The organism is Massilia sp. Masssp94 (assembly GCF_059491305.1).
The window spans coordinates 5,381,760-5,397,422 of the sequence record NZ_CP168501.1 but is presented as its reverse complement, the minus strand read 5'-3'; the positions used below and the strand labels follow the sequence as shown (position 1 = coordinate 5,397,422).

The window sequence follows — 15,663 nt, the reverse complement described above, 5'->3', positions numbered from 1 at the left end:
CCGATGCGAACGTTACTTATCTCGACCGTATGCTGCGCCACCCTTTACGGCACGGCGGCGCATGCCCGGCCGCCAGGCGATGGCGCAACCGACATCAAGTCCGCCGAAAGCGAACTGAGCTATCGGTCCTACGTGACAAGCGACAAGCGCATCAAATGCCTGTACGGCTATGCGGCGAACAAGACAGGCGACCACGCGGCCGCCATCCAGATCTTCGAAGACTGCATCCGGCGCTGGAACGACGTGTTTTCCATGATCGGCCTTGCGCAGATGTACGAAACCGGCATCGGCATCCGGCAGGACGCCGCACAATCGACGGCGCTGATGCGCCGGGCGGCCCAGCTGGACGACGGATCGAGCTATCCGAGCCTGGCCCGCTATCACTATGGCGTGGCCCTGGCGGAGGGATACGGCATCCAGAAAAATATCGCCGAAGCGCGGACATGGCTCCACAAGGCGGCCGAGGAAGGTGTGAACGAAGCCGCCGGCTACCTCGAACGCCTGGATCACGCATCGCCATGAGCGCCGCCTAGCCCGCCACCCGCGGCCCGCGGCCCGCATTGGCGATGACTTGCCGGAAAAACGCGACGAGCGCCGGCACGTGCGTATCGAACCAGAACTGCTCGCGCTGCGCCCACATGTGCGCGCGCAGTGCGTCCATGTGCAGACGGTTGCGCAGTTGCGCCGCCAGTGAGTCGATGTCGTCATAAAAGACGCCGACGCCGAGCCGGCGCGCCAGCGCTTGCGCGGCCACGACGGCATCGCCATTGTCGCGCTGGATCAGCGGCAGGCCGGCCGCCGCCAATGTGGCGATGCGGGCCGGCAGGTTCAGGTCGTCCCAGTCCGCGCGGCACAGGTCGCCGCCGTTGCGGCTCGCGAAGCAATGGAGCCAACCGGCGTCGTAGCGCGAGAATTCCTCGACCCAGCGGTCCTGCGCCACATTGCCGTGCAGGTGCAGGTGGTGCGGCGCCAGCGCCTGCGTCTTTGCGATCCACTCGCGCCATTGGCCGTGCGTGTAGTCGCCGTAGAAATGCAGGTGGATGCCGGCCGCCGCCAGCGCTGCCACGGTGGGCGGATGCAGCCCGATCGGGCGGCCCGGCACTACAGTGTGCACGTCGCCGTCGGCGGCGGACAGCGGCGGTGCCACGGGGCCGTCGAACCAGTCGCGCCTGGGCAGGTCGCCATCGAGCACGTGGCACGGACGCGTGCGCACCAGGCCCGGCGCCGCCAGCTCGAACCAGTCGCGCGCCTCGGGACTGCTGAAGATGCGGCCGTCCGCCATGCGGTACAGGTCGAGCAGCTGCGGCCATGTGCCCTGTTCCAGGCAGATGAACGGCCCTTCCTTGAAATGCCAGACGAACGGGATGCCGCTGCTTGCGAGCAGGACGTCGTGGCAGAACGGCACGGCCTGCCAGTTCAGCTGCGCGTAGATCACGTCGGGACGCAGCCTTCGCAGCGCCGCGCGCCAGTCGTCGCGGGGCAGGTCCTCGACGTGGCCGAACGGCAGTGGCCCCACCGTGTTGAACCAGTATGGCGTGTCCGTCCACAGGCCGTACAGCGTGTGCCCCTGCTCTTCCAGCGCCAGTACCCGTTCCGCGTTGTACGCCAGTTCGCCCACGAGCAGGATCGTGAGGCCGTCCGCTGCGCGCGGTGTGGGCGGACGCTCGCGCAGGCGGCGGTACAGCGCGACCTCGTCGATAGCATTGCCGCTGCGCGTGTGGAAGCGCAGCGGCGCGCGCACGCGGTAGTGGCGGCGGAACGGGTTGATCCCGCCTGCCGGTTCGCGCATCAGCTTGTGGCGCTGGCGCGGGTGGTCGACCCATTCGCAGGTCACGACGCCCGTCCCCACGCTGGCGCCCAGCGCCTGCAGGCGCGACCAGTACAGGCGGTCGAGGTCGTCGGACTCGAGCGCCGCGCGCTCGGTCCAGCGCAGGCCCGTGCGCCAGTGCATCGCCTGGACGAGCTGCAGGCCCTCGCCGGGAACGGGTCCTTCCGCCTCGCGGTTGTAGCGCCAGCGCACGCCGGACACCGCCAGCACCGCCTCCGGCGCCGCCCCGAGCGCCGCCGCCAGCGTCTCCAGGTGGCGCGGATAGAACACGTCGTCGGCGGGCAGGTAGGCGACGAGCGGTGCTGTCGTCGCGTCCAGCGCCACGTTCAACGCCCGGCCCAGCCCCTCGTTCGCGTCCAGCGCGAGGTAGCGGATGCGCGCATCGTCCAGGAACGGCGCGACGACGGCCGCCGTGGCGTCGCGCGAGCCATCGTCCACCACGACGGCCTCCCACGCGTCGAGCGTCTGGGCCTGCAGGCTCGCGAGCGCGCGGGCGATGAAGTGCGCCTGGTCGAAGGTCGGCACCAGCACGCTCACGCGGGGTTGGACAGATGTCGTCGTCATGCAACAAGCATAAGGAGGCGAGGCTGCGCGCGTTTGCGCCGGATCAGTCGTGCGCGTGCCCCGGAAACAACGACTTGTGAACCTTATTGCACCACTTTGTGGTTACTGGGCACTATTGCCCGTTCGCACTACCTGATAGACTCCTCCGTTTCACCCGCCTGCAATAAACTCTCACGAAAATCACGCAGGCAGGCGACGCCAGTGCAAACGACACGGCGCACCAAGCAACGACTATAAAAAAACTGGGATAGTTCATGAAGAATCAGCAGGGTCGGTTGACCCCCAACCTGCTCGCCATGTCGATCGCGGCGATCGCATGGAGCGCGCCGGCGTGCGCGCAGGTGGAGACACAGGGCGACGGCATCCAGGAGGTGATCGTCACGGCGCAGCGCACGGCCGCGCCGGCATCGAAGACGCCGGTGGCGATGAGCGTGCTCACGGCGCGCCAGCTCGACGCCATCGGCGCCGACACGCCCGGCGCCCTCGCCGCGCGCCTGCCGAATACGTACCTGGAAAATTCGTACGACGGCCTGCGCATCACGATCCGCGGCGTCTCGAACGCCGACGTCACGGAAAAGGGCGACCCGTCGGCCGCCTTCATGGCCGACGGCGTCTACGTCGCGCGGCCGCAGAGCCAGAACACGGCGCTGTACGACGTCGAGCGCGTCGAAGTGCTGCGCGGTCCGCAGGGCACGCTGTACGGCCGCAACACGACGGCCGGCGTCGTCAACGTGATCACGAAGGCGCCCGTCGGCCGCTTCGAGGGCGACGTCAACGCCGCCTTCGGCAACCGGGGCGAGCGCAAGGTCGGCGCCATGGTCAACGTGCCCGTGAACGACGTGCTCGCGCTGCGCGCCGCCGCCACCTGGAACGAGCACGACGCTTACCTGAAGAACGGTTCGAACACGCCGCGCGGCCTGGGCCTGGACCGCGACGACCGCGCCGCGCGCCTGTCGGCCAGGCTCGCGCTCGCAAAGAACGCCACGCTGCTCGTCCGCTACGAGGCGAGCCGCGACGACAGCAACAACGACAGCACGGTGCCCGACTCGAATTTTTATAACGGCATCGCCACTGGCCAGCCGGTGTGGAACGGCGATTCGACCGACCGCCAGCTGACCTACCGCTTCAACCCGCCGAACACACGCTTCGAACAGGGCTATTCGCGCAAGAAGGCGTCCAGCCTGACGGCGGACCTGAGCTGGGACCTCGGCCCCGCGACCCTGTCGTGGCTGGGCGCGCACCGCAGCTTCGACCACGATTACCTGTACAACTTCTATTACCGCGTGGCGCCGACGATCGCGCTGGGCGTGCGCCAGCCGTTCACCGGCACGTACAGCCAGGATTCGCACGAGCTGCGCCTCGCGACGAACGGCGCCGGCCCCGTGACCGCCCAGGGCGGCGTGTACTGGTTCCGCGAACGGGCGCGCGACACCTATTATTTCCGCGACCTGCAAGCGGTCGGCCTGCCGCCCTACTATGTGTTCGGCAACGACCCGGTCGAAGCGCGCAGCAAGGCCGTGTTCGGGCAGGCGACGGTCCGCCTGGCCGACGGCCTGCGCGCCACGGCCGGCGCCCGCTACACGGAAGACGACAAGTCGCGCACCGGCACGATCGGCTACCAGCGCACCGCGGCCTTCAACGCGGCCACCGACCTGCGCGAACTGAACGCCGGCAGCATCTCCACCGACAAGACGACGTGGCGCCTCGGCCTCGACTACGACCTGGCCCCGGCCACGCTCGTCTACGGCTCGATCGCGACCGGCTACAAGGCCGGCGGCTTCAACGACGGCTGCGCCGCGGGCGATTCGCGCAACGGCGTCGGCTGCCCCGCCGCCACCGCGCTGCCGGCCGCCAGCCTCACGTACCGGCCCGAGACCGTGCGCGCCTACGAGGCGGGCGTGAAGACCCGCTTCCGGGACGGCCGCGCGACACTCAACGTGGCCGTGTTCCACTACGACTACCGCAACCTGCAGCTGTCGAATGAGGTCGTGATCAACGGCCGGCCGCGCTACGAGACGACGAATGCGGGCGCGGCGTCGATCCGCGGCCTGGAAGCGGATGGCCAGGTGCTCGCGACGAGCGCCGACCGCTTCACGTACGCCCTCACCTTGCTCGACGCGCACTACGCCAGCTACCTGCCGGACGGCGTGCATTCGTGGGCCGGGGTCAAGCTGGACCGCACGCCGGCGCGCACGCTGTCGCTCGGCTGGGAGCACCGGACGCGCATCAACGGCGGCGTGCTGACGGCCGGCGCGGGCACGCGCGCGAGCGCCAGCTACCTGCTGGGCGTGCCGCAGGCGGGCCTGAAGTTCCGCGTACCCGGCCACACGGAATCGGACCTGCGCCTCGGCTGGGAGCCGGACGGTGCGCCGTGGAGCGTGCTCGCGCGCGTGCGCAACGTGGAGGACAAGGTGCGGCCGATGACGATCAGTTCGTCGGGCCTCGCCGTGCCGACCGAACCGCGCACGGCCGACGTCCGGTTCGACTACCGCTTCTGATTTCAAGCGCGGCCGCCGCCCGCCGGTGGCCGCATTTTCACCGTTACGTCGTGCCCCTGGAGCCTCATATGACCCCATTGCTGCGCCGTCGTCTGCCCGTCCTTGCCGCCACGCTGCTGGCGGCCTTCCTCCTCGTCCTGGCCAAGCGCATCGGCGGCGACACCACCGTCGCCCTCGTCGCCAGCTCGCTGCTGATGTTCGGCTGCTGCTGGGCCAGCGCCGCCCACCTGCTGGGCGGCGGTGCCGCGCTGCGCCTCGTCGCCATCGCCACGAGTGTCGGCTGGCTGGCCGAGCAGCTCGGGTCGTCGTACGGCTGGTTCTTCGGCAGCTACACGTACACGCCCGTGCTCGGGCCCGCGCTGGGCGACGTCCCGGTCGTGATCCCGCTGATGTGGTTCGCGCTGGCGTACGTCGGCTACGTGATCGCCAACCTGATCGTGTGGCACGACCCCGTCGACCGCCCCGCGTCGCCGGGCCACGACGCGATCATGGCGCTGCTGGGCGCGATGGTCGTCACGTGCTACGACCTCGGCGTCGACCCGTACATGGTCTACGTGCTGAAGGCCTGGATCATGACGGAGAAGGACGGCTGGTGGTTCGGCGAGACGGTGCAGGGCTTCGCCGGCTGGATGACGGTGTCGTTCGCGATCCTGTTCGCGTTCCGCCGCCTCGCGCGCGTACGCACGGCGCCGGAAGACGCAGGCGCAGTGCTGCCGACGATGCGCCACGTGTTCGTGCCGCTGGGCGTCTACGCCGGCCTGATGGTGTTCCAGGTGCTGCTCGGCTACCCCGTCGAGGCGCGCACGATCGCGCTGTTCGCGATGGGATTCCCGCTGCTCGCGGCGACCATCGGCCTGCTGCGCCGGCAAGGCATCCTGGCCCGTCCGGCCATCGACGAACCGACGGCTGCCGTGCCGGCCGAAGCGCTGAAGGAGGCCGCGTGAGACGCGACGTCCTCGAACCCGGCCTCGTCGACAACCCGGCGCTGCGCGCCGACCCGCTGGCCGACGCCACCATCGCGCGCATCCTCGGCCCCGGCCAGCCCGGCGGTCCGGACATGGCGACGATCGGCCTCCTGAACCGGGAGATCGCGCGCTGGCAGTTGAACGGGGACCTGGACGGCTGGCGCGCCAGCCCCGGCCTGCCGCCCGACATGGCCGCCGCGCTCGAAGCGTACGTGGTCGAGGCCAGCGTGCTGCCCGACTGGGCCGACGCCGCGAAGATCGCGCGCGCCGAAGTGCTGTTCATGGAAATGAGCATGGCGTCGTGCACGCTGCTGTTCTGCGCGAGCCTGCCCCAGTGCTACATCATGCCGGACCTCGCGGCCGTGCTGCATGCGGCCGGCGAACTCGAACAGCACACGGACTACCGCGTGCGCGCCACCGCCGCCATGATCTTCCCCGTCATGATGCGCGGGGGCCTGACGGCGCCGTCCGGCGGCGGCGTCGCGCAAGCCATCAAGGTGCGCCTGATCCACGCCATGATCCGCCACCTCGTGCTGCGCGGCGACGTGGCCGAGGCCCTCGTGGCGCCGCGCCGGCTGCCCCGGTTGCTGACGCAGGCGAAGACGATGCCGCAAGTGCTGTACGCGCACGGCTGGGACATCGACCGCCTCGGCCTGCCCTGCAACCAGGAAGAACTGGGCTACACGCTGCTGACGTTTAATTATGTGTTCCTGCAGGGCCTGCGCCGCCTCGGCCTGCGCCTCGAGCAGGGTGACGAGGAAGCGTACATGCACGCCTGGAACGTGCTGGGCGCCGTGCTCGGCATCGAACGCGAGCAGATGACGGACACGATGGCGGACGCGGAGCGCATGTTCACCGCCATCCAGGCGGAGACGCGCACCCGGCAGCGCAAGGACGACCCGCGCCCGGCGCTGGCCGGCGCGCTGATGGCGAACATCCAGCGCTACCTGCCGCCGCGCATCCTGAAACCGTTCCCGGTGCTCCTCACCCGCCACCTGATCGGCAAGGCGTCCTCGCGCGACCTGGGCCTCGATCAACGCGTGTCGCTGCTGTCGCGCGGCCTGTTCGTGCTGGTGTTCGGCTTCATCCGCGGCGTCGATGCCATGGCGCGGCTCGTGTTCCCGGGGTTCTCGATCTCGCGCCTCGTCACGCGCATCCTCGGCTACAACCTCACGGTCAAGCTGCTGATGGACGAGACCCGTCCGCTGAAACTGCCGGACACGCTGCTGGGCGAAGTCGGCGACGCCGTCCACGCCTGGCACAATGACGACAAGGCGCCGCGCTGGGTCAATGCCCTCGAACGCCGTTTCACCGGGCGCCTCAAGCCCGCCGCCCATCAAGGATAAACGATGTCCGTATTCCGTTGCTTCGCGCCGCTGTTCGTGTTGTTCCTGCTGAACGTGGCCCATGCCGCCCCGGCGCCGCTCGTGCTGGACGACGCCGTGCCCCGCGTCGAGGCGTGGCCCGCCGTCACGCTCGTGCGCGATCCCGCCGGCCGCCTCGACGTCGCCGACCTCGTCGCCGCGCCCGGGCGCTTCGCGGCCCCGCAATCGGCGTACGCGACGCTGGGCATGGAAAAAGGCGTCGTCTGGGTGCGCGTGCCCGTGCAGCCGGCGCCCGGCAGCGACGGCGCGTGGACGTTGAAGATCGATTTCGGGCTGCTCAACCGCGTCGACATGTACCTCGTGCGCGGCGGCCGCATCGAGCGCCATGCGCAGGCCGGCTCGGAACGCACGGGCGAACGGCCGTCGATCTTCCACGGCGGCCCGGTGCCGGCCTTCCTGCTACAACTGGAGCCGGGCCAGCGCTACGACGTGCTGCTGCGCGTGGAGACCAACGGTCCGAAGATCCTCCCGATCAGCTTCGCCAAGCCGGGCGTGTTCTACGAGGAGGCGCTGCGCGACCGCCTCGTGCAGGGCATCCTCACGGGCCTGTTCCTGTGCCTGCTGCTGTACAGCCTCGCGCAATGGGCCAACCTGCGCGAGAGCCTGTTCGCCAAGTACTCGCTGCTGATCGGCGGCCTGGCCCTGTACAACATCGCGTGGTGGGGCCTCGGCGCCGAATACCTGTGGGGCGCCAGCGCGTGGGCCACCGCGAACGCCACCGGCATCATCTCCCTGATGACGTCGTGCGGCGCCTACCTGTTCGTCGGCTCCGCGCTGACGCGGCCCGGCGTCGACCGCGTGTTCCCGCGCCTGATGCAGACGGGCGCCGTGCTGTGCGTGATCGCCGCGATCGCCTTCGGCCTCGGCCTGATCCACGACGAGGCCCTGGTCGCCGTCGTCGGCTCGCTGGGCATCATGCCGATGCTGCTGGGCCTCCCCGGCGCGTTCAACCGCGCGCGCCGCGGCGACACGGTCGGCATCTACTTCCTCGTCGGCTGGGCCGCGAGCTTCATGAGTTCCGTCGTCCAGGCGCAGGTGATCAAGGGCGGCATGGACGCCACCTACTGGACGCTGAATTCGACGCAGTTCGGCGGCACGTTCGACATGCTCGTGTTCATGCGCATCCTGGGCCTGCGCACCAAGAGCATCCAGGACGCGATGGTCCGCGCGGAAGCGGCGACCCGCATGAAATCGGAATTCCTGGCCAACATGAGCCACGAGATCCGCACGCCGATGAACGCGATCATCGGCATGAGCCGCCTCGCGCTGATGGCCGATCCGAATCCAAAGCAGCGCAACTACCTCGGCAAGATCCTCGGCGCGGGCGAGCACCTGCTGGGCATCATCAACGACATCCTCGACTTTTCCAAGATCGAGGCCGGCCGCATGACTCTCGACAAGGTGCCGTTCGACCTCGACGACATGCTCGAGCACCTCGCCAGCATCGCCGCCATCAAGACGGATGCGCGCCGCGTCGAACTCGTGTTCTGCGTGCCGCGCGGCGTGCCGGGCCGCCTCGTGGGCGATCCGCTGCGCCTGGGGCAGGTGCTGATCAACCTGACCAACAACGCCGTCAAGTTCACCGAGGACGGCGAGATCGTCGTCGCCGTCGACGTCGTCGAACGCGAGGCAGACCGCGTGGTGCTGCGCTTCTCCGTCAGCGACACCGGCATCGGCATGGACGCCGACCAGCTCGCGCGCCTGTTCCAGTCGTTCACGCAGGCCGACAACTCCATCACCCGCAAATACGGCGGCACGGGCCTGGGCCTGTCGATCTCGAAGCAGCTCGTCGAACTGATGGGCGGCACGATCGCCGTCACCAGCACGCCGGGCGTCGGCAGCCGCTTCACGTTCACGGTCCCGCTGGGCATCGCCGACGCCGACGCCGCGGCCGCGACCACCCCGGGCGCGGAACTGCAGCGCATGCGCGTGATGGTCGTCGACGACAGCGCGGGCGCGCGCGACGCGCTCGTCGAGATGCTGGACGGCTTCGGCATCCATGCCGACGCCGTCGCGTCGGGCGAGGAATCGCTGGCGCGGCTGGCGCAGGCCGTGCAGGAAGGCAGCCCGTACCAGGTCGTGCTGATGGATTACATGATGCCGGGCTGGGACGGCGTGGAGACGATCCGCCGCATCCGCGCCGACGCGCGCTTCGCGGCGCCGCCCGCGATCCTGATGGTCAGCGCCTGCACGCGCGAAGGCGTGCTGCAGCAGGAAGGCGACCTGCCGCTGCACGGTTTCCTCACCAAGCCCGTCGGCCCGGCGCTGCTGTACGACAGCCTGCTGCAGGTGCTGCGCCCCGACCTGGCCGCGCCGGCGGACAAGCCGCCCGCGCCCGCCGGCCACCGTCCGGACGCCGACCGCCTGGCCGGCGCGCGCATCCTGCTCGTCGACGACAACGCCAACAACCGCGAGGTGGCGCTCGACTTCCTGGCCGTGGCGCGCATGCGGATCGACGTCGCCACGGGCGGCCAGGAAGCCGTGCGCATGGCGAAGGCGGGCGACTACGACCTCGTGCTGATGGACATCCAGATGCACGAGATGGACGGCTACACGGCCACCCGCGCGATCCGCGCCCTGCCCGGCTGTGCCGACGTGCCGGTCGTCGCGATGACGGCGCATGCCATGGCCGGCGACCGCGAAAAGAGCCTGGCCGCCGGCATGAACGACCACGTCGTCAAGCCGATCGACCCGGACCTGCTGCTGCGCACGCTCGTCAAGTGGATCGCGCCGGCACGCCTGCAAGGCCGCACGGCGCCGCAGGCCGCAGCGCCAGTCCCCGTGCCCGCCCCCGCGCCGACGGCGCTGCCGCTCGTGCGCGGCATCGACTGGAACCGCGCGCTGGCCAACGCCGGCGGCCAGCAGCAGCGCCTGCGCCGCCGCATCGCCAGCTTCCTGCGCGAGTACGTGCAGGCGCCGCAGGCGATGCGCGACGCGCTGGCGCACGGCGACTACGCGCCGCTGCAGTCCCTGTCGCACAACCTGAAATCCGGCGCGGCGTACATCGGCGCCATGCCGCTGGCCACGCTCGCGGGCAGCCTGGAGCAGGAACTCCGCGCCGGCCGTATCGACCGGGTGCCGGTGCTGGCGCCGGACCTGATCGTCGCGCTGGACAGCGTGCTGTCCGGCCTCGCGCGCATCGACGCCGTCCAGGCGCCGGCCGTCACCGGCCTGGATGCGGGCGCCCTGCTGGCGCGCCTGCGCGGCTTCCTGGAGACCGATGACGCGCGTGCCGAGGACGCGCTGGCCGAAGTGCAGGCCGCGCTGGCCGACCCGCGCCACGCGGCGCCGCTGGCGGCCATCCGCGCGGCCGTCGACGAGATCGAATACGAGCGCGCGCTGGTCCATCTCGACGTGCTGGAGCACGCCATCGACAGCCGCGTGGAGGCCGCATCGTGAACGTGGAACCGCAAAAAGTCCTGATCGCCGACGACGACGTGATCAACCGCCAGGTACTGGCCGAGCTGCTCAAGCCGGAATACACGGTGCTGCTGGCGAAGAACGGCGAACAGGCGCTGGAACGGGCCACGCGCCACGCGCCGGACCTGATCCTGCTCGACGTGATGATGCCGGACCTGGACGGCTACGAAGTGCTGCGCCGGCTGCGCGCCGATCCGCAGACGGAGCAGATCGCCGTGATCTTCATCTCCGGCCTGGACCGCCCGGAAGACGAGGCGAACGGCCTCAAGCTGGGTGCCGCCGACTACATCGCCAAGCCGTTCAACGCCACCGTCGTGATGGCGCGCGTGGCGCTGCACCTGCAGCTCGTGCGCCAGCGCCGCATGCTGGAACGCCTGGCGCACGTGGACGGCCTGACGGAACTGGCGAACCGGCGCCGCTTCGACGAGCTGTACGCGCAGGAATGGCAGCGCGCCCAGCGCAACGGCTGGCCGCTGTCGCTGGCCCTGCTCGACATCGACGCCTTCAAGCAGTACAACGACTACTACGGCCACCCGGCCGGCGACCGCGCGCTGCGCGCCATCGCGCGCACGGCGGCGACCGGCCTGCGCCGCCCGGCCGACCTGGCGGCGCGCTACGGCGGCGAGGAACTGGTGCTGCTGCTGCCGGACACGGACATCGTCCACGCGCGCCACGTGGTGGACGAGATCTGCGCCGCGATCGCCGCGCTGGAAATGCCGCATGCGGCGTCGCAGGTGGCGCCGGTGCTGACGGTCAGCGTGGGCGGCGCGACGCTCGGCGGCCACGGGCCGGAGAGCGCGGCCGAATTGTTCGAGGCGGCGGACGAACACCTGTACCGCGCCAAGCAGGAAGGCAGGAACCGGGTCGTGTGGCGCAACCCGGTCGGCGGCTGATCAACGGCGCTTGGGTTCCAGCGTCGACACGACGAGCAGGCCGCCCACGATGCACACGTGCTCCATGAACGGAATCAGTTCCGCATGGCGCGCGGCACCGGTCGCGTGCCAGAAGCCGTGATACAGCACGGTCGCCAGCGCCGTGAACCCGGCCAGCGCCCAGCACGCGGGTTTCAGCAGCCGCCCCGCGATGATCGCGGCGCCGCCGGCCACCTGCAGCAGGATGGTCAGCGCCAGCAGGAGTGTCGGCGCCGGCAGGCCGCCGGTCACCACTTCCTGCAGCGCGCCCTGCCAGCCCTGCACCTTGTCGATACCGGCCCACAGGAACAGCACGCCGACGAGCACGCGGCCCGCGGTGCGCACCGTGCGGTCGAAGCCGTCGGCGGGTGCGGCGGCGCGGACGTTGGCGAGGTTGAGATCGGGTGTGGTCATGATGACTCCTTGATGATTGAAACGGATCGCCCGAATCTACACCCGCGCCCGCGAATACGACTCCGTCTTTGGATGGATGCGTTGCTGCCCGGTTGCAACGACTTGCCGCATCTGTCAATATATGCCGACCAGCATACCACCGGAGAAACCCCATGGCGGGTGACGTGATCCTGCAAGCCATCGCCGAAAGCGTCCTCAACGTCCAGCTGCGCAGGTACAAAGGCCTGCGGCGCCTGTGCTGGATTGTCCTGCTCGCCATCCTGGGCATCGTCGTCGCGCTGACGGTCACCCGCTGACCCGCACATCCGTAAACACCTTGTTGACGATCATCCAGCGCCCGTGCCAGCGCACGAGCGACAGGTAATTCACGTAGTCGAACCCGAGCGCCGGCACGTGCACGCGGGCCATCGCGATGTCGTGGGTGACGTCGATCGCCAGCACCCGCATGCGGTACGGCTCCCCCAGCGCCGCGGGCGACGCCCGCGCCGCCACGCCGTCCAGGTAGTCGTCCAGGCGCTTGTGGTACGGCTGCCCGCTCCGCTCCGCGAACAGCGTGGCGTCCGGGTGGAACACGGCGCGCAGCAGCGACGTGTTCCCCGTGTACAGGCCCTTGAAGTAATCGCCGAGGACGGCGGCGATGGCGCGCTGGTCGTCCATGGCTTCAGGCCTTGCGTCCATCCGCCGCGCGCTGGCGGCGCTTCGTCACGACTTCGCCGCCGTGGCCCCAGTTATCGGTATTCACTTCGTCGATGACGACGAACGTCGCTTCCGGATCCTTGTTCAACACGTTCACCATCAGGTCGGTCGCGCCCGCGATCAGGGCCGCCTTCTGTTCCTTCGTGACCCCTTCGTCGGTCACCTGGATGAGGATGTAAGGCATGGTGGCCGCCTTACCACGTGCCGGCGGTGGCGCCGCCGTCCACGCTCAGCACGACGCCGCTCGTGAAGCGCGCGTCCGTCAGGTACAGCACCGCGCCGACGACGTCGTCCGTCGTGCCGGTCGTGCCGCTCGGCGCCAGCGTGTTGTAGAAGGCCCGCGTGCCTTCGTAGTCCCCGTGCAGCGGGGTCTCGATGATCCCCGGCGCCACGGCCGACACTTTCACGCCGCTCGCCGCGAGTTCGATCGCCAGCGCGCGCGTCGCGCTGTTCAGGCCACCCTTCACGAGCACCGGCAGCACCGCCGGGACCTTCACGTTCGGCTGCACCGCAATGCCCGCCGTGATGTTCACGATGTGGCCGCTGCCGTTCGCGGCCATGTGTGCGGCGGCCCGTTGCGACGGATAGAAGAAGCCTTTCAGGTTAGTGTCGACGAGGCGGTCGACTTCGTCCGGCGTGTAGGTGTGGAACGGCTTCGCGTTGAAGATGCCGGCATTGTTGATCAGGACGTCGACCTTGCCGAAGCGGGCGATCGCCGTCTCGAAGAGGGCCTGCGCCGTCGCCGGCTCGGCGATGTCGCCGGCGACGCCGACGAAGTTGGCCGGGTTGCCCAGTTGGGCCGCCGCGGCATCCAGGCGGGCCGCGCCGCGGGCATTGCCGACGACGTTGTCGCCGCGGTCGATGTATGCCTTGGCCAGTGCAAGGCCGATGCCGCTGGAGGCGCCGGTGATGACGACGGTACGAGGGTGATGGACTGCTGCGTTCATGCTGTTCTCCTGGTTGTCGACGGCGCGGATGCGTCGTCCGTGGAGACAACTATATGAACAGGCTGCGGCCGGAAAAAGATGGGTTGCAGCAAGACAATCGATACATCATGTAATGAATCGCGGGGGTTCGCGCAAATGCTCCACGAGGAAATCGACGAACGCGCGCACCCGCGCCGCCACGTGCCGGTTATGTGGGTAGATCAGGCAGAACGGCCTGGATCGGCCGCCGAACGTGGGCAGCACCTCGACGAGGCGGCCGGCCTTCAGGTCGGCGTCGGCGATGAAGCGGTAGGTCTGGAACAGGCCGCCGCCCGCCCGCGCCAGCGTGACGGCGCCCAGGATGTCCTCGGCGCAGCAGTACAGGCCTGCCGTCGGCAGTTCGATATCCTCGCCGTCCACGCGGAACAGCCAGGGGATGTTGCGGCCCGTGCTGGGCAGCGCGAACTGGATGCAGTTGTGGCCGCGCAGGTCGTCCGGCGTCTTCGGCCTACCCATGCGCTTCAGGTAGTCGGGCGCGGCGACGACCACCAGTTCGGCGTCTTCCAGCGGCCGCGAGATCATCGTCGAGTCGGCCGGCGCGCGGCCCCGGATCGCGAGGTCGAAGCCCTCGTCGCCGAAGTCGACATTGCGGTTACTGAGGTGGAAGTCGACCTTCACGTCGGGATAGCGGCGCGTGAATTCGGGAAGGATCGGCAGCACGCGGTAATGGCCGTACGGCGTGGGCATGCTGATGCGCAGCAGGCCGGACGGGGCGCTCTGGCGGCCCGTGACGGCGCGCTCGGCCTCGACCAGCTGGGCCAGCGCCTGGCGGCACTGGTCGAAATATTCGCGGCCCGCTTCCGTCAGGTTCAAGGTGCGCGTGGTGCGCACGAACAGGCGCACGCCGAGGCGCGCTTCCAGGCGCGAGACCGCGCGGCTGACGGCGGCCGGCGTGACGGCGGCGGCCGTCGCGGCCGCCGTGAAGCTGCCCAATTCCGCGGCGGAGCAGAACAGCTCGATGCTGCCGAGCAGGATGTCGTCGAACTGGCGGCTCATCGAAGGTTCCCATTCATTACACGGTGTATCAACAATCCTGCATCTTACTTCGTTTATCGACGCATGGGACCGGCGCCTGGCCACGCCTAACGGCGCGCCACTTTGCCCCGACCGGATGTACAATGAACGATCGATCTTCGTTACATAGCAGCGCAATGGCTCACGAGAAGTTCCTGATCTGCCGACAGCCCCACGCCCCCGTCCGCGCGACGGCGGCCTGCCTGCGCCTGCCCGATTACGCCCTGCCGCGCGTCCTCGCCCGGCTTCATTAAGCTCGGCGGCGGCACAGCCGTTGGCCGGGCTCCACAGAACATGACGATCCGCCCGACCCGCATCGGGCGGCCATGCCCCATTCCTGTCCAGGACATCAAGAGACTTATTATGAAACTCGATCGACCCTCGCTGTTCCGCCGCCCGCCCAGCATCCGGGCCATCAACGACCTGATCGCGCACCGCAAGCGCCTGCGCCAGCGCATCGGCCTCGCCCTCGCCGTCTGCCTGCCGCTCGGCTGGCTGCTGCTCCATGTCGACTGAAGGAGGACCGCCATGTATCCCGCCATCACCATTTCGACGCTCGACCTCGACCGCATCGACCTGATGCTGGACCGGCTCCCGCTGGCCCAGGCGGCCGCGCGCGACGCGCTGTCCGATGAACTCGCGCGGGCCGACGTCGTCGCGCCCTGGGACATGCCGCCCCGCGTCGTGACCATGCGTTCCACCGTCCGCTTCCGCCTGGACGGCAAGGACAGCGAGTGGTGCAAGACGCTCGTCTATCCGAAGGAAATCGGCGAGGGCGACGACACGGTCTCCGTGCTGTCGCCCGTCGGCAGCGCCCTGCTGGGCCTGGCGGAAGGCGACCGCATCGAGTGGACCCACCCGGACGGCCGGACGCTCGGCGTGGAAGTCGTCGAGGTGATCTACCAGCCGGAACGCGCCGGTCACTACCACCTCTGACCGCCGCGCATGCCCAGTCATGCGCCTGGCGGATGACAGTCATCAC

General features: G+C 69.5%; 15 protein-coding genes. 9 read left to right on the top strand and 6 right to left on the bottom strand.

Annotated features, from left to right (window positions below; translation table 11 throughout):
* Positions 1-3 precede the first annotated feature (3 nt).
* Positions 4-522 carry a tetratricopeptide repeat protein gene (locus ACEN9G_RS24000; protein ID WP_413343813.1) on the top strand — a complete coding sequence of 173 codons (519 nt, stop codon included), beginning with the start codon at positions 4-6 and terminating at the stop codon, positions 520-522.
* Positions 523-529: 7 nt separating this feature from the next.
* Here ACEN9G_RS24000 and ACEN9G_RS23995 read toward each other — a convergent pair whose 3' ends face one another.
* Positions 530-2,392 carry a glycosyltransferase gene (locus ACEN9G_RS23995; RefSeq protein ID WP_413343815.1) on the bottom strand — a complete coding sequence of 621 codons (1,863 nt, stop codon included), beginning with the start codon at positions 2,390-2,392 and terminating at the stop codon, positions 530-532.
* Positions 2,393-2,646: 254 nt separating this feature from the next.
* Between ACEN9G_RS23995 and ACEN9G_RS23990 the strand changes: the two genes are divergently transcribed.
* The 5 genes from ACEN9G_RS23990 (at position 2,647) to ACEN9G_RS23970 (ending at position 11,553) form a co-directional block, all read left to right on the top strand.
* Positions 2,647-4,890, top strand: coding sequence for a TonB-dependent receptor (locus ACEN9G_RS23990; RefSeq protein ID WP_483127063.1), 2,244 nt, complete (start codon positions 2,647-2,649; stop codon positions 4,888-4,890).
* 68 nt (positions 4,891-4,958) lie between these two features.
* Positions 4,959-5,834, top strand: a complete 876-nt coding sequence (locus ACEN9G_RS23985; protein ID WP_413346320.1) for a carotenoid biosynthesis protein — start codon at positions 4,959-4,961, stop codon at positions 5,832-5,834.
* Positions 5,831-7,201: an oxygenase MpaB family protein gene (locus ACEN9G_RS23980; RefSeq protein ID WP_483127062.1), complete on the top strand. Its 1,371-nt coding sequence runs from the start codon at positions 5,831-5,833 to the stop codon at positions 7,199-7,201. Before ACEN9G_RS23985 ends, ACEN9G_RS23980 begins: the two co-directional genes overlap by 4 nt.
* A 3-nt stretch (positions 7,202-7,204) precedes the next feature.
* Complete coding sequence (locus ACEN9G_RS23975; protein WP_483127061.1) at positions 7,205-10,639, top strand: hybrid sensor histidine kinase/response regulator; 3,435 nt, start codon at positions 7,205-7,207, stop codon at positions 10,637-10,639.
* Entirely contained in the window at positions 10,636-11,553 is a 918-nt protein-coding gene (locus ACEN9G_RS23970) for a diguanylate cyclase (RefSeq protein ID WP_483127060.1), read from the top strand. Before ACEN9G_RS23975 ends, ACEN9G_RS23970 begins: the two co-directional genes overlap by 4 nt.
* On the opposite strand, the gene ACEN9G_RS23965 is transcribed toward ACEN9G_RS23970, so the two are convergent.
* Positions 11,554-11,985: a DoxX family protein gene (locus ACEN9G_RS23965; protein ID WP_413344839.1), complete on the bottom strand. Its 432-nt coding sequence runs from the start codon at positions 11,983-11,985 to the stop codon at positions 11,554-11,556.
* A gap of 152 nt (positions 11,986-12,137) precedes the next feature.
* On the opposite strand from ACEN9G_RS23965, the gene ACEN9G_RS23960 reads away from it, so the two are divergent.
* A complete protein-coding gene (locus ACEN9G_RS23960) occupies positions 12,138-12,281 on the top strand; it encodes a hypothetical protein (protein WP_413344841.1) in 144 nt (47 codons plus the stop codon).
* Here the strand turns inward: ACEN9G_RS23960 and ACEN9G_RS23955 are convergent.
* From ACEN9G_RS23955 to ACEN9G_RS23940, 4 genes are all read right to left on the bottom strand, one after another.
* Positions 12,271-12,642 carry a nuclear transport factor 2 family protein gene (locus ACEN9G_RS23955; RefSeq protein WP_413344843.1) on the bottom strand — a complete coding sequence of 124 codons (372 nt, stop codon included), beginning with the start codon at positions 12,640-12,642 and terminating at the stop codon, positions 12,271-12,273. The two genes, ACEN9G_RS23960 and ACEN9G_RS23955, sit on opposite strands and share 11 nt — an antisense overlap.
* 4 nt (positions 12,643-12,646) lie before the next feature.
* Entirely contained in the window at positions 12,647-12,865 is a 219-nt protein-coding gene (locus ACEN9G_RS23950) for a tautomerase family protein (protein WP_413344845.1), read from the bottom strand.
* A gap of 10 nt (positions 12,866-12,875) precedes the next feature.
* Positions 12,876-13,628 carry an SDR family NAD(P)-dependent oxidoreductase gene (locus tag ACEN9G_RS23945; protein ID WP_413344847.1) on the bottom strand — a complete coding sequence of 251 codons (753 nt, stop codon included), beginning with the start codon at positions 13,626-13,628 and terminating at the stop codon, positions 12,876-12,878.
* A 105-nt stretch (positions 13,629-13,733) separates the two neighbouring features.
* On the bottom strand, positions 13,734-14,663 hold the full coding sequence (locus ACEN9G_RS23940; protein ID WP_483127059.1) for a LysR family transcriptional regulator: 930 nt from the start codon (positions 14,661-14,663) through the stop codon (positions 13,734-13,736).
* Positions 14,664-15,044: 381 nt separating this feature from the next.
* On the opposite strand from ACEN9G_RS23940, the gene ACEN9G_RS23935 reads away from it, so the two are divergent.
* Together ACEN9G_RS23935 and rnk are read left to right on the top strand one after the other, a co-directional pair.
* Positions 15,045-15,197 (top strand): hypothetical protein, encoded by a 153-nt coding sequence (locus ACEN9G_RS23935; RefSeq protein WP_413342934.1) that lies wholly within the window; start codon positions 15,045-15,047, stop codon positions 15,195-15,197.
* 12 nt (positions 15,198-15,209) lie between these two features.
* Positions 15,210-15,617, top strand: a complete 408-nt coding sequence (rnk, locus tag ACEN9G_RS23930) for a nucleoside diphosphate kinase regulator (RefSeq protein ID WP_413342933.1) — start codon at positions 15,210-15,212, stop codon at positions 15,615-15,617.
* The last annotated feature ends 46 nt before the right edge of the window (positions 15,618-15,663 follow it).